Origin of the sequence: Polaromonas sp. (genome assembly GCF_030682935.1) — a bacterium.
Classification (GTDB): domain Bacteria; phylum Pseudomonadota; class Gammaproteobacteria; order Burkholderiales; family Burkholderiaceae_C; genus Polaromonas.
The window spans coordinates 1-14,088 of record NZ_JAUXNA010000232.1; the positions used below are offsets into that span (position 1 = coordinate 1).

Sequence of the window (14,088 nt, forward strand, 5' to 3'; positions counted from 1 at the left end):
GGCGGGTCGCGATCGTCTCGATGTGCGCGGAAGTCATGCTGCCGCCTTTGTCCGGTTAGACACCAGTTCATAAGTGGTCTGGCCGCGCAGTCGGAAGGTCTGATTGGCAAATGAAAAATTTTCAGAATGCCCGGCAAAGAGCAAACCATGCGGCTTCATCAGGGGTGCAAAGCGTTGCAATATCTTTCCTTGCGTAGGCTTGTCGAAATAAATCATCACATTGCGGCAGAAGATCGCGTCGAACGGCTCCTTTAGCGCCCATTTCGGATCGAGCAGATTAAGCCGCGAGAACTGCACCATCGCCGCCACTTCCGGCCGTATCCGCACTTTGCCAGCGTGCGCGCCTGAACCCCTGAGGAAAAAGCGTTTAAGACGTTCAGGCGACAGCTTGCTGACCTGCTCCGTCGTAAAAACGCCCGCCACTCCTTTTGCAAGCACCTGCGTATCGATATCGGTGGCCACGACGCAGGCAGCGCTGGCACGAGCGCCCAGCGCCTCTATCAGCGTCATCGCTATCGAATACGGCTCTTCTCCCGTGGACGCCGCCGAGCACCACACCGTAACGGGCTGCGGGCATTTCTTGGCGTGTTCCGCCAAAACCGGAAAGTGATGCGCCTCACGAAAAAACGCCGTCAAATTGGTGGTCAGCGCATTGGTAAATGACTGCCACTCCTCGCTGTTTGGGTCGGACTCCAAATATCTGAGATAAGCGGAAAACTCTTTCAACCCGAGATCCCGTAAGCGCCGCGCTAGTCGGCTGTAAACCATCTGCCGTTTTTGCGCGCCCAGCGCTATTCCAGCACGCTCATGGATGAGTGCGCGAATCTTGGCAAAATCATGGTCAGTGAGAAGAAAATCGGGACCTACCGGAGGGCTCGTAGCGACGTACGGTGTTGTATTCATACACTTTTGTGTCATCGCATGTGCCAGGTGAGCGCGCGGGGCCTGCTTTCGGAATTTCTGTCGGAGTCACTGGAAAACGCCTCCATGGATCTCGCAGGTCTGGGCGCTCAGGGCAAATAACGAAATTTCATTGCAGGATTGCTTGATCAGATTGTTGACAACCATTGCGCGTCAGGCAATGACTCCACTCCAATGTACCGAGCTATAGCGTTGCGCGATGCACGGAAAAGCAATCCAAACAGCACCCTCTTCTCCTCATGAAAAATCAGGCTACCCAGAAAATTTGATATTTTTTGATATTTGTTTGGTTTGCACCCTTGGCATATCGCTGGCGGCTGCCACGCATACGAGCCGAGCTACTGTATGCGCGTGCTTGAAAAAAACCGCACTTTTCCATTTTCGGAGTTTTGGACGCTAAATCTTTATGCTCTGCGCCCAGTCAAGTGCCGCCAAGTGCGCTTGGTTGACGCGCGTGTCGGTCATGAACAGGGCCTCGGCATAATCCGATGCACAACCGTCCTCTCGTTCGCACGCCTCCACTAGGGCCAAAAATGGCCCATAGACACCGTCCCTCGAGAGCAGGGCTTTCTCAACCGCCTCCGGCAACGATATCTGTCGCAGAACCTGCTGTAGCGGGAGCCCCAGCAACTGTTCCAACATGGAAAACATACCCACAACAAACAGGTTTTCAGCCTCACTCCTGGAAAGCAATCCCTTTCCGAGCAGCTCTGCAAACCGCCCACGAATAATCGCAGCCTGCAGCAACGCCGGGGAAAACCCCGCCGTATTGGTCATCACCAGCAATAGCGAGAGCCAGCGATACAAAGGCGTGTAGCCCAACATCGATACCGCGTGACGTAGCGACTCGATTTCGACCTGCATGCCGAAACTGGCAGAATTAATGTAACGAAACAGCTTGTATGAAAGCGTCGCATCATGCTTTAACATCTTTTCCAGATCGCGGACATCAGCATTTTCCTGAACCATTTGCATCAATTGCAGGATCAGTACCGTTTGCAACCCCAACTCCCCGGATAAATTTATCTTGCGCGGTGTCAAGCAGAGATTTCCAAAAAACCCACTCAGTCCCAACGCGGCGCAAGCATCAAACTCATGCCAATCGGAAAACTTTTTGACCACCACAGAATACTGGGGTTGCGTAAGTTTGACATGGCTGGATATCGCGGCCAGATCAGGGTGATCGACACAAATCTCAACATGCGTCAAAAGCGGAAGCAAACACTCGTCTGACTCAAGAAAACCAAGATCCGGACCACCCAGCGCCACACCAAATCCCCGCTCGCGCAACGACATCACCAAAGGCATGGTGCTTTCGTTCACCATCTCATCCCGCGTCAACATCAGCACGGTATTTGTAGGGATCAAGCTTTTCAGTATTTCGGCCGACAACACCTCAGGCCCTGCATCCAGAAACCACAAGTTCGATTCCGACTTTCCTGGACGCTCGGCAACAAGGCTCAAGAGTTGGCGGACGTTCACCCCAGCAGGTGTTTCGCCACCTTTTTCCTGGTTTTGCCAAGCAAGCTTATAGCCAAGGACATGCTGCGTGGGATTAAGAAGCGGCGCTCGCTGAAGATATTTGGTTTCGGTCATCAAGCTTCTAAATTAGATTGGCAGGACTTGGATATCCCATTTTCCACCTGATCCCGCCCCCTTGCGCTTGCGCAAATGTGTGATCAAAAAGACAGCCGCAGATGAGACTTCACGACACATTCGACTGCACCGGGGGTGCAACTTGCGCATCGCGTCAGTAAGACTACAGATCTGCACTTCGAATCCAGGTTCATTTCAACTTTATAACTGGATGCCGCCAGCTGATTTTTAGTTCACCACTATAGAGAAAAGCAATTTCTCCGTTTCATCAAGCAAGCCGTAAATCATCTCTTTCTTTTCCAGATTCGGATTGCTCGTGCTCCAAATTTGGCGCTACAAAGCAAAATGCCCAGCATCACCCCCGCCTTGGCATAGCGATAGCCCGGCTGGCAAATGCTGGCCAGGCCCAGAAGTTCCGCCTGACTGATGGCCCGGCTGTCATCGGTCGGCCGACGCAGCGGCACAACCGTGGATCGGGAATACTGTTTGTCCTGCTGGCGGAAGGGACTGGTCCTTATGAAAACCAGCACCTACCAGTGTGACTGCCCTGCTTTCGCAGCTTTTCCGAGGCACGGCTGGCGAACTCGGTCACGGCTTCCTGGAGAGCCTGCAGCAGGATCACCAGCCGGCCGAAACTGCGGGCGCAGGCAATTTCCTGCTTGGCTGCGGGCTGGTCATCGAATCCGATGCAGGGCCTTCCCTGCAGCTCCCGTACCGAACAAAGTCCTGTAGCTTATAGCGCCTGAGGCCGCGCCCACCCCTGAAATGCACGCATGCGCATTCAAGTGCAGGGAATTTGGCATAGATTTGGCATAAACTGCCACCAAACACCCCAACAAAAAAGGACTTGCTCACGCAAGTCCTTGATTTTGTTCATAAAAAGTGGTAGGGCGTCACGGACTTGAACCGTGGACCAAAGGATTATGAGTCCTCTGCTCTAACCAACTGAGCTAACGCCCCCCAATCAACAACTAGATTGTAAGGGCCTACTTGCTATGGCTAAGGGCCGTGCTGACCAGTTTGGACGTGATGTCGACAATCTGGATCATTTTTTCGTAGGGCATGCGCATGGGGCCGATCACCCCCAGTGTGCCAACAACCTGTCCATCGACCTCGTAAGGCGCGGTCACCACAGACAGTTCCTGGTAAGGAATGACCTCGCTTTCGCCGCCGATGTAGATGCGCACACCTTCCGCGCGGCTGGAGACGTCAAGCAAGCGAATCAGCTGGGCCTTCTGCTCAAATAGATCAAAAAGCTTGCGCAGATTGCCCATGTCGCTTGAAAACTCACTGACAGCCAGCAGGTTGCGCTCACCCGAGACAAGAACTTCGTCGCGCGACTCAATGGCTTCGGAGCTGGCCTGAACCGCTGCCTGCATCAAGCTGGCAATTTCACCCCTCAGCGCTTCCACCTCATTTTTCAGGCGCTCACGCACCTCTTCAATGGCCATGCCCGCATAGTGCGAATTAAGAAAATTGGCCGCTTGTACGAGCTGGGACTGGGTGTAGTCGGATTCGGTAAAGATCACCCGGTTTTGAACATCGCCGTCGGGCGAAACGATGATCACAAGAAAACGTTTTTCGGACAGACGCAAAAACTCGATATGACTGAAGACCGACGTTCGGCGCGGCGCCATGACCACCCCAACGAACTGTGACAGGCTGGACAGCATATGGGCAGCGTTGCTGAACACCTTCTGCGGCTGATCGGGCGCAAGCCTGGGCGCAGTGAAGCGGCCGCCTGCCGACAGCGGGTCACGCTGCGTGGTCAGCATGGTATCGACAAAGAGGCGGTAACCCCGGGCTGTCGGAATGCGGCCGGCTGAAGTGTGCGGGCTGACAATCAGGCCAAGGTCCTCCAGATCGCTCATGACATTACGGATGGTGGCGGGTGACAAATCAAGGCCGGAGGCTTTGGACAGCGTCCGCGAGCCCACCGGCTGACCATCAGCAATGTAGCGCTCAACGAGCGCTTTCAACAACAACCGGGCACGGGCATCAAGCATGGCGACATTCTACGAAGCTTCGGTCACCATGTTGTGATGTAATTTGTCGATGAAGTTGCAATTCCGCCATGTCGCACTGATCGGCAAGTACCAAGCCCAAGGGTCCCGCTCTGCGCTGGAAGACATTGCGCACTTTCTGGGTACGCAGGGCTGCGAGGTTGCGCTTGAGCAGGACACCGCCACCAACACCGGCCTGTGCCAGTTTCCAACGCTTGACGTGGCCGGAATAGGGGCGCAATGCGATCTCGCCCTGGTTGTGGGTGGCGACGGCACCATGCTGGGCATCGGGCGGCAATTGGCCCAATCCGGCATTCCACTGGTCGGCATCAACCAGGGCAGGCTTGGGTTTATCACCGACATCGCATTTGAGGAATACAAGGAGACGCTCGAACCCATGCTTCACGGGGAATTCGAGGAGGACCGGCGCTGGATGATGCAAGCCAGGGTCGTGCGCAACGGCCAGTGCGTTTTCAGCGCCACGGCCATGAACGACGTCGTGGTCAACCGGGGCGCAACCGGGGGAATGGTTGAGCTTCGCGTGGAAGTTGATGGCCGTTTTGTCGCCAACCAGCGCGCGGATGGCTTGATCATTGCGTCGCCCACCGGCTCCACGGCGTATGCGCTTTCTGCAGGCGGGCCCTTAATGCATCCCTCCATCGAGGGCTGGATACTGGTTCCGATTGCTCCGCACACTCTATCCAACAGGCCCATCGTGCTTTCAGATGCGGGAGAAGTCGCTATTGAAATAGTAGCTGGCCGGGATGCCAGCGCCAATTTTGACATGCAGTCGCTGGCCAGCTTGCAGCACGGCGACCGGATTACGGTAAGACGTTCGGAACATCAAGTGCGCTTCCTGCACCCCAAGGGGTGGAGCTACTTTGACACCTTGCGCAAGAAACTTCACTGGAATGAAGGCGCGGCCTGAGCTTGTCTCTGTACCTGACCAGGACTTAAGTTATGAGCCTCAAAAGCATTTTTCTTCGCGATTTCGTGATAGTTCACGAAATGGACCTGAATTTGTCGGGCGGATTTACGGTTCTCACGGGTGAAACCGGGGCCGGAAAATCAATATTGATTGATGCGCTGCAACTGGCCCTGGGCGCACGCGCCGATGCTGGCGTGGTGCGCGAAGGCGCTCCGCGCTGCGAGATCAGTGCGGAATTCGACAGCCCCAGCGACCTGGCGCAACGGCTGGAACAAGGTGGCTTCGAGGCGACCGACAGCTTGCTGCTCAGGCGCACGATTGACGCGCAAGGAAAAAGCCGAGCCTGGATCAATGGCAGCGCGGCAACCGCAGCCCAACTCAGGGATATCGCCGGCCAACTGGTGGACATCCATGGCCAGCATGCGTGGCAAAGCCTGACCCGCCCTGATGCCGTGCGAGGCCTGCTGGACTCCTACGCGGCGGTATCCACCGAGCTGCTGTCACGGCGCTGGCAAGCCTGGCGCGAGGCCCAAAAAACGCTGACGGAAGCACGTAACGCGCAAGACAGCCTGCAGCGCGAGCGTGAACGCCTGGCGTGGCAAATCGGCGAGCTCGACAAGCTGGCGCCCGGCGGCGATGAATGGGGCGAACTCAATGCCCAGCACGGTCGCCTGTCGAACGCGCAAGCCTTGCGTGATGCCGTACAAAGCGCCGTCGACTTTTTGCAGGAATCCGATAGCAACGCAGCCGCCCTGCTCGGCCGCGCTATTTCTTCGCTCCAAAATCAGGAGCATATCGAGCCCGAATTTAAAGGGCTTATCGAGGTTTTGGATAGTGCACTGGCACAAGTGGAAGATGCCGTGCATTCGCTCCACGGCTACGCCAGGCATGCCGAGCTGGAGCCGCAGCGGCTGGCGGAGCTTGACGGGCGGCTTGCACTCTGGGTCAGCCTGGCACGGCGCTATAAGCGCAGCCCTGCCGAGCTGCCCCACTTGCTGGCGTCCTGGCAGAGTGAGCTCCAAAAGCTCGATGAGGCCGCCAACTTGGTTCAATTTGAAAAAAACGAACGCCAAGCCCATGCCGCTTATCTGGAGGAGGCTCAGCGAATCTCCCAATCCCGCCGCCAGGCGGCACCCCTGCTCGCCCAAGCGATCAGCCAGGCCATGCAAGGCCTGGGCATGCAGGGCGGCAAGTTTGAAGTAGCGTTTACCTCACTGGAGCAGCCCGCCCAGCATGGGCTGGAGCAGCCCGAGTTTTTGGTGGCTGCCCATAGCGGCAGCACACCAAGGCCTGTGGGCAAAGTGGCATCGGGCGGCGAGCTGTCCCGCATCGCCCTAGCCATCGCGGTCACCACCAGCCAGCTCGGCCAGGCACAGACACTGATCTTTGATGAAGTTGATTCTGGTGTGGGCGGCGCTGTGGCCGAAACTGTTGGCCGGCTGATGAAGCAATTGGGCAAAGACCGGCAAGTGATGGCCGTCACCCATTTGCCCCAGGTAGCCGCTTGCGCCGACCAGCATCTGGTGGTGGCCAAGCACACCAAAAAAGGCAACACCCTCAGCACTGTGGCCCATGTCAATGGTGAACAACGCGTCGCCGAAATTGCCCGCATGCTCGGGGGTGAACGACTTTCTGGAACCACACTCGCACACGCTAAAGAAATGCTGGGACACTGATGACCGATTTGGAAATGGTGCTTATCACTGGCATGTCGGGCTCCGGAAAATCCGTGGCCCTGCATGCGCTGGAAGATGCCGGCTATTACTGTGTGGACAATCTGCCACCCGAGTTGCTGCTGCCTTTTATAGCGCTGGAGCAAAAACATGGCGCCCGAAAAGTGGCGATCGCAATCGATGTCCGGAGTGCCACGTCCCTGCCTCTTGTGCCCGAGCAACTGCGGCAACTTCGAAAACTGCAGGAGCAAGGCGTGACCATGCACTCGCTGTTTCTGGACGCCAACACCGAAACACTGGTGCGGCGATTTTCAGAAACCCGCCGGCTTCATCCCCTGTCGCGTCCCGGTGCCTCCGACCAGCACCGGGCGCTGGTCGAGGCCATCGAGCTGGAGCGCGAGCTGCTCGGCGAGATGCGCGAACAGGCTCATGTACTCGACACCAGCATGATCCGTCCCTCGCAGCTGCGGGGCTATGTGAAGTCATTGATCGAAGCACCACCCACACAGTTGACGCTGGTGTTCGAGTCGTTTGCGTTCAAGCGTGGCGTGCCTCTGGATGCCGACTATGTATTTGACGTGCGGATGCTTCCCAACCCGCATTACGAGTCTGCCCTGCGCGACCTGACCGGGCTGGATCAAGCCGTTGTGGACTACCTGAAGGCGCATTCAGAAGTGGCCGACATGTTCACGCACATCGAACAATTCCTGAGCCATTGGTTGAAGGCGCTGGCGCGGGACCACCGCAGCTATGTCACCGTGGCCATTGGCTGCACGGGCGGCCAGCACCGCTCGGTCTACCTCGCTGAAACGCTGGCAGCGGCATTCGGCCCGCACTGGCACACCCTCAAGCGGCACCGCGAGCTGGATGCCCGCTCCACTGAACAAGCCGCGACTATTTAGCCCTCGCCAGCAACAACATCACAGAGACGCGTCCTGCGCCAGCAGCTTGCGAATGGGTGCAGGCAAGCCCAAACCCGGCCAGGCAAGCGCGCTGAACCACGCACCAGCCGACGCATCCGTGGATATCGCCTTCGGCATGGCCTGAGCGGCCTGAAAGCCTGCGATCCACGGAGACAGGTGCAAATCCTTGTGCGTCAATACATGGACAAAATGCGGCAGCGCTTCGAGCCGCGCATGCAAGGGCTGGGGTAAATGTGCTTTGAGCGCGTCGTCGCTCTCAAACACCGGCAGGCAGTAAAGGCCACCCCAAATACCGGAGGTAGGGCGCTTTTCGAGCCACACCGAGCCATCTGGCTTTTGCGCCCACAGCAGGCTCAGCGCCTGCGCGCTGCGTTTGAGTTTTCGTGTTTTGACGGGGTAGTTGCCGGGTTCTCCCGTCGCGAAGCCGCGGCACAGTTTTTGTACCGGACACTGCAGACACTGCGGCTGCCTGAGCAGGCAGATCGTTGCACCCAGGTCCATCAGCCCCTGCGTGTAACGCGGCATGACTTCCGGCAGATCCTGGTCTGGCAGCAGGTCTGTCGCCATGTCCCAGAGCGCACGCTCATTGCCGCTTTGCGCCAGGTCAGCAGAAAAGCCAATCACCCGCGCAAGCACCCGTTTGGCATTGCCATCCAGAATGGCAACGCGTTCTCCAAAACAAAATGACGCAATGGCTGCGGCTGTTGAGCGGCCTATGCCCGGCAAGGATTGAAGCTGCTCTGCCGTACGCGGAAACTGCCCCGCGTGCAGCACCATCACGTCCTGCGCACAACGATGCAGATTGCGTGCGCGGCTGTAATAGCCCAGGCCGCTCCACAAGGCCATCACCTCATCTTGCGCGGCAGCGGCCAGGTCGCTCACGGCGGGAAAGCGCAGCAAAAACCGGGCGTAGTAATCAAGGACGGTGGCGACCTGTGTCTGCTGCAGCATGATTTCAGACAGCCAGACGCGATAGGGGTCGCGCGTGTTTTGCCAGGGCAGGCTGTTGCGCCCGTGCGTCTTTTGCCAGCGCACAATTTCACTGGAAAGGCCTGAAAGATTACTTGGCTTTATCGCTGGCTTATCGCCTTCCCGCGGCGCGGGCTGGCCGTTCGGCATAGGGTCGCCTTGCGCCGGGGTGGAAAGCACCAAAACTCAGGCCGCCTCAGGCATCGCCGCATGGGCTGCAGCAGTCGCCCTCTGCGCGGCAGAGGGCGACGACGCGCCAAAGAGGTGCGAGGTCAGCTCCGCCAATTTGGCGTCCAGTTTATTGAGCACCTGCTCCTGCTCATCAATTTCGGAAATCCGATCATCGAGGCCGGAGGCCGCCTGCTGGATACGCTCCATCGCTTCAAGACGGCGCCCGAAGTTGCGGCGCCGCTCCCGTAATTGCGCGTCCAGCTGGGAAGCGGCCGACTTGTTCCAGAGCTCCACCTCGCCCAGCGCGGACTCGTAAACCACCCGCAGGCGGGTAGCCAGGGCGCGCACCAGCCGTTCGCAAAAGTCCGCTTGAGAAAGTTTCAGTACATTGCCAATCCCGAGGTACTGCAGGTGACTGCGCTCTATCAATTCCAGATCGCGCGCATAACGAGTCAGTTCCGGCTGCATCGGCGCCTGCAGCGAAAAGCCAAACTCGGCATTGAGTTCCCGGAACGACGCGGTCAGCATGGACTGGATTTCGCCACAGAGTGCCTGAGCCTTCTGCAGGCCCTCGCGCAAGCGCAAAAAAGTCTGGCCGTAGGCTTTCTTCACGCCCAGCTTGATTCCTGGCTGTTTGAGCGCGCGGGTCAGTTCCGTCAGCTCGGCTTTGAGCGTGGGTGTACTGAGCAGACAAAAGACGTCCCGCAGCAGCTTGAGGTGAACCGAACGCACGGCAAATATTCTGGCGCCACTGCCGTCAAATTCGGCCTGTTCCTGCTCAATGCGGCCGCGCATGTGCTTGATGACCGAGACATTTTTTCCTCTCAGGCTGCGCAACTCCATCATCTGCTCGGCCAGATCCCGCCTGCGAATGTGCATGGTCCGCCCAGCTTCGTTTTTGAGCTCGCCAATGCCAGCCGCCACGGCCGTGCGCAGGATATTTTGGCGCTGTCCCATCACGCCCTGGCCCAGCGCCAGTTCAAGCGCCGGCAACTTGCTGGCCTGCAACAGGGCCAGATCCCCGGTCACTTTGGCCACCAATCCTTTTTGCGCTGAAACCGCAATGACCTGCGCGCGAGGCAAGCCCAGGATATCGGCTGACGTGGCAATCTGCCTGTCAATTTGCGCCTGCACCTGTTCTGGCGTGCTCAACGCGTCCCACAGCGTGTCAATCTTGTTCAGGACCACCAGACGTGTATCAACGCCGCCGCCCTCGGTGATCAGATGTTCGCGCCAAATGGCAAGGTCTGACCTGGTCACGCCGGTATCGGCCGCCAGTATGAAGACCACCGCATGCGCCTGGGGAATCAGGCTGACCGTGAGTTCAGGCTCTGCGCCAATGGCATTCAGGCCTGGCGTGTCAAGAATGACCAGTCCCTGCTTGAGCAGAGGATGGGCAATGTTGATCAGCGCATGACGCCATTTGGGCACTTCAATCAAACCATCGGCCCTGACCGGCGGATTGTCTTCCGGACTGTCGTCGTGCCAGAGCCCGAGCGCCCGGGCATCGTCCTGGCTGACATAGCGCACTTCAGCCACTTTTTCAAGTGCCCGGGCCAACTGGGCGGGGTCGTTCACGTCCAGATCAACACGTGTCCACTTTTCGGGCACTGCGCGCCACTCCATGAGCGCCTGCGCCTGCAACCGCGTCTCGATGGGCAAAAGGCGCAGGCAGGGCGGCACATCGGCGTCGTAGGCCAGCTCGGTCGGGCACATGGTCGTGCGGCCAGCGCTCGCGGGCATGATGCGGCGGCCATAAGCGGCAAAAAAGAGGGCATTGATCAGCTCGGATTTACCGCGCGAAAACTCCGCCACAAAAGCCACCATGACCTTGTCGGATCGCACCTGCAACTCCAGTCGCTGCAAACGCTCCTCGACCGCTGCATCGAGCAGACCATGGTCTTTCATCCATTGGGAAAGCCGTTTCAGCCGCAGCGCAAATTCCCGCCGCCATGTGCCGTGCTGATCGAATTGTTCGTTAAAAGACATCGGTCTTCCGTAAAAGTGTTCCCGGCCAATATAGCATCGCCTACTTTACGGCAGAAGCAGCCCCGCAAAGGGAGCGCTCACGGTTTCTGGCAACGGGCGCAGTAAAAGGTCGAGCGCTGACCCTGCCGCATGCCTTTGATGAGCGTCGTGCACACCCGGCAAGGCAGACCGGCACGGTCATAGACCATGGCATCAAGCTGGAAATGACCCGCCTCGCCCTGGGCATTCGAAAAGTCTCTCAGGGTGCTCCCCCCTTTTGTAACGGCCTGTGTCAATACTTCCTGAATCGCGCGGTGAAGCAGCGCAGCGCGCGGCTTGCTGATGCGGGACGCCTTCGTGGTGGGGCGGATGCCGGCCAGAAACAGCACCTCGGACGCGTAAATATTCCCCACACCCACCACCGCCTCACCACCCAACAAAACCTGTTTGATGGCCGTCTGCCTGCGCTTGAGCGCCTGGTGGAATTCAGTGGCATCAAAAGCCTCGCTGAGCGGCTCCACACCCAGCCGACCCAGCAGCTTGTGCGCTATGGGGTCACTCTCGCCACTGGCGTACACCACCGCCCCAAAGCGGCGCGGGTCGTTCAGGCGCAAGGTGCCCAGGCTGGTCACCATTTCAAAGTGGTCATGCTTGCCCGATGCGGGCAAACCCGCGCCAAAGCTCACGCTGCCCGACATGCCCAGATGCATCAGCAACAAACCGCCGTTCAGGTCAATCAGCAGGTATTTACCCCGGCGGCGCACGCCCAGCACGCATTGGCCTTCCAGCTGCTGAGTCTTGCAGCCCAGCGGCCAGCGCAAGGGCTTCCCCATGGATACCGCCTCGATGCGGGCGCCGGCAATGCGGTCTGCAAAGCTCAGGCGGGTGACTTCGACTTCGGGCAGTTCAGGCATAGGGTCAAAAATTGGGGCAAAAAAACATCAGCACAGGGCAGCCGCGCAGGGTCCTACTTTTAAGACCGGCGGGAAAGCGCGCCGCAGAAGCTTGAATTATCATGGCCCGATGAAGAAAAAACTTGGCCTTGCCTTCGGCTGCCTGTGGCTTGCCGCGCCTCTGGTTTTGGCACAGACTGCGGCGCCAGAACCTGCCGCGCCCTCCGGACTCGCCGAAGCAGAGGCAGCGCAGGCGGCAGCCCCGTCTTCTCGACTGGACAGCGCCCTGTTTTACCAATTGCTGCTGGGCGAAATCACCCTGCAAGAGGGCGAGCCCGCCGCAGGCTTCGCCCTGATGCTCGATGCCGCCCGAAAAACCGGCGATGCCCAGCTTTACCAGCGGGCCACCGACATCGCCCTGCAGTCGCGCTCCGGCGACGCCTCGTTGCAGGCTGCAACGGCCTGGAAGCAGGCGCAGCCCGTCTCACGCGAAGCCAACCGCTATGTACTGCAAATCCTGATTGCACTGAACCGCATCGCCGACACCGTTGAGCCGCTGAAGCAAGAAATTGGACTGGCACCGGATGTCGAGCGCCCGCTGGCTCTGGCGGCGGTGCCGCGCGCCTACGCCCGCGTCAGTGACAAAAAGCTGGCCAGTACCGTGGTTGAACAAGCGTTGGCCGACTACCTCAAGAGTCCTGCAACCGCCAGTGCCGCCTGGACCACCGTGGGACGCATGCGCGGGTCGGCAGGCGACATGGAGGGCGCGCTCGTTGCGGCCAAGCGCGGCCAGGCCGCTGATCCCCAGGCGGAGGGCCCTGTGCTGGTCGCGCTGGAAATCATGGACTCGAAGCGGCCTGACGCGGAAAGTCTGGTTCGGAAATACCTGGAAAGCAACCCCCAGGCCCGACCTGAAATGCGCATGGCTTATGCCCGCGCCCTGCTGGACCTGCAACGCTACGCCGAAGCAACCACCCAGTTGCAGATCGTGACGCGCGAAAAACCCGATTTTCCGGAGGGCTGGCTGGTTCTGGGCTCCTTGCAACTGCAAGACAATCAGCTAGCACTGGCGCAGCCCTCGCTGGAGCGCTATATTGCCCTGATCGGGCAACAGGCACCACAGGACGAAAGCAAGCGCGGCTTGGCCCAGGCCTACCTCTCGCTGTCGCAGATTGCCGAAAAGCGCAAGGATTATGCAGCAGCGGAAAGCTGGTTGAACAAGATCGAGAATTCTTCAGACCTTGCGCAGGCACAAACCCGGCGCGCTTCCATTCTGGCGAGTCAGGGCAAGCTGGAACAAGGCCGCCAGCTGATTCGCCAACTGCCCGAACGCAGCCCTGACGATGCGCGGCTCAAACTCAACGCTGAAATCGGCCTGCTCAGGGAATTCAAGCAATACCAGCCGGCCTATGACCTGTTGGCACAGGCCCTGACGGTCACGCCCGATGAGGCTGACCTGCTTTACGACCAATCCATGATGGCCGAAAAATTGGGCCGCCTGGACGATATGGAGCGACTGCTGCGTAAGGTCATACAGCTCAAGCCCGACTACCACCAGGCCTACAACGCCCTCGGTTATTCGCTGGCAGAGCGCAGCGTCCGCCTGCCAGAGGCCAAAGCGCTGATACAGAAAGCGCTGGAATACGCGCCATCCGATCCCTTCATCAAGGACAGCCTGGCCTGGGTCGAATTCCGTCTGGGCAACAGCGCCGAGGCCGTCCGGATTTTTGAGGCCGCCTACAAGGCAAAACCCGACGCAGAAATTGCCGCCCATTTTGGCGAAGTTCTCTGGAGCCTGGGCCAACGAGACCGTGCAATGGCCCTCTGGAAAGAAGGTCTGCTCATCAATCCTGACAACGAGACCCTGCTAGAAACACTCAAACGGCTGCGTGTGAAGCTGTAACCCGGTACCTGCCCCTTGCTCTCCTCAACCCGCCTGCGTTCCCTCTTTTTTCTCCTATGTCTTTTTACTGCTATTTTGATAGCTGGTTGTGCCCGTCCTCCGGGCGCTACAGGCATAAATGACCCAAAAAACAACCTCTG

General features: G+C 58.7%; 12 protein-coding genes and 1 tRNA gene. 4 read left to right on the top strand and 9 right to left on the bottom strand.

The annotated features are described in order from the left end of the window. Positions 1 to 33: 33 nt before the first annotated feature. From Q8K05_RS10600 to hrcA, 6 genes are all read right to left on the bottom strand, one after another. The gene (locus Q8K05_RS10600; RefSeq protein ID WP_305246581.1) at positions 34 to 903 is read right to left on the bottom strand and encodes a CheR family methyltransferase; all 870 of its coding nucleotides are present in this window, start codon (positions 901 to 903) and stop codon (positions 34 to 36) included. 414 nt (positions 904 to 1,317) lie between these two features. Next, positions 1,318 to 2,517 (bottom strand): EAL and HDOD domain-containing protein, encoded by a 1,200-nt coding sequence (locus Q8K05_RS10605; RefSeq protein ID WP_305246582.1) that lies wholly within the window; start codon positions 2,515 to 2,517, stop codon positions 1,318 to 1,320. A gap of 284 nt (positions 2,518 to 2,801) precedes the next feature. After that, positions 2,802 to 3,047: a hypothetical protein gene (locus Q8K05_RS18860; RefSeq protein WP_370868829.1), complete on the bottom strand. Its 246-nt coding sequence runs from the start codon at positions 3,045 to 3,047 to the stop codon at positions 2,802 to 2,804. After that, positions 3,032 to 3,139 (bottom strand): hypothetical protein, encoded by a 108-nt coding sequence (locus tag Q8K05_RS18865; protein ID WP_370868830.1) that lies wholly within the window; start codon positions 3,137 to 3,139, stop codon positions 3,032 to 3,034. Before Q8K05_RS18865 ends, Q8K05_RS18860 begins: the two co-directional genes overlap by 16 nt. Before the next feature lie 261 nt (positions 3,140 to 3,400). After that, positions 3,401 to 3,477: transfer RNA gene (locus tag Q8K05_RS10610), tRNA-Ile, on the bottom strand. A gap of 26 nt (positions 3,478 to 3,503) precedes the next feature. After that, complete coding sequence (hrcA, locus tag Q8K05_RS10615) at positions 3,504 to 4,523, bottom strand: heat-inducible transcriptional repressor HrcA (RefSeq protein ID WP_305246583.1); 1,020 nt, start codon at positions 4,521 to 4,523, stop codon at positions 3,504 to 3,506. 49 nt (positions 4,524 to 4,572) lie between these two features. Here hrcA and Q8K05_RS10620 point away from each other — a divergent pair, with 49 nt between their 5' ends. Genes Q8K05_RS10620 through rapZ form a run of 3 tightly spaced genes read left to right on the top strand, consistent with a single transcriptional unit; the run spans position 4,573 to position 8,023 of the window. Beyond that, positions 4,573 to 5,448: an NAD kinase gene (locus Q8K05_RS10620; RefSeq protein WP_305246584.1), complete on the top strand. Its 876-nt coding sequence runs from the start codon at positions 4,573 to 4,575 to the stop codon at positions 5,446 to 5,448. A gap of 32 nt (positions 5,449 to 5,480) precedes the next feature. Next, positions 5,481 to 7,124 carry a DNA repair protein RecN gene (recN, locus tag Q8K05_RS10625; protein ID WP_305246585.1) on the top strand — a complete coding sequence of 548 codons (1,644 nt, stop codon included), beginning with the start codon at positions 5,481 to 5,483 and terminating at the stop codon, positions 7,122 to 7,124. After that, the gene (gene rapZ, locus Q8K05_RS10630) at positions 7,124 to 8,023 is read left to right on the top strand and encodes an RNase adapter RapZ (RefSeq protein ID WP_305246586.1); all 900 of its coding nucleotides are present in this window, start codon (positions 7,124 to 7,126) and stop codon (positions 8,021 to 8,023) included. The genes recN and rapZ overlap by 1 nt, the downstream gene beginning before the upstream one ends. Before the next feature lie 18 nt (positions 8,024 to 8,041). On the opposite strand, the gene mutY is transcribed toward rapZ, so the two are convergent. From mutY to mutM, 3 genes are all read right to left on the bottom strand, one after another. Further along, positions 8,042 to 9,163, bottom strand: coding sequence for an A/G-specific adenine glycosylase (gene mutY / locus Q8K05_RS10635; protein WP_305246606.1), 1,122 nt, complete (start codon positions 9,161 to 9,163; stop codon positions 8,042 to 8,044). Positions 9,164 to 9,199: 36 nt separating this feature from the next. Then, positions 9,200 to 11,173 (bottom strand): dynamin family protein, encoded by a 1,974-nt coding sequence (locus Q8K05_RS10640; protein WP_305246587.1) that lies wholly within the window; start codon positions 11,171 to 11,173, stop codon positions 9,200 to 9,202. A gap of 77 nt (positions 11,174 to 11,250) precedes the next feature. Further along, entirely contained in the window at positions 11,251 to 12,066 is an 816-nt protein-coding gene (mutM, locus tag Q8K05_RS10645) for a bifunctional DNA-formamidopyrimidine glycosylase/DNA-(apurinic or apyrimidinic site) lyase (protein ID WP_305246588.1), read from the bottom strand. Between the two features lie 109 nt (positions 12,067 to 12,175). Between mutM and Q8K05_RS10650 the strand changes: the two genes are divergently transcribed. After that, the gene (locus Q8K05_RS10650) at positions 12,176 to 13,948 is read left to right on the top strand and encodes a tetratricopeptide repeat protein (RefSeq protein ID WP_305246589.1); all 1,773 of its coding nucleotides are present in this window, start codon (positions 12,176 to 12,178) and stop codon (positions 13,946 to 13,948) included. Positions 13,949 to 14,088: the final 140 nt, after the last annotated feature.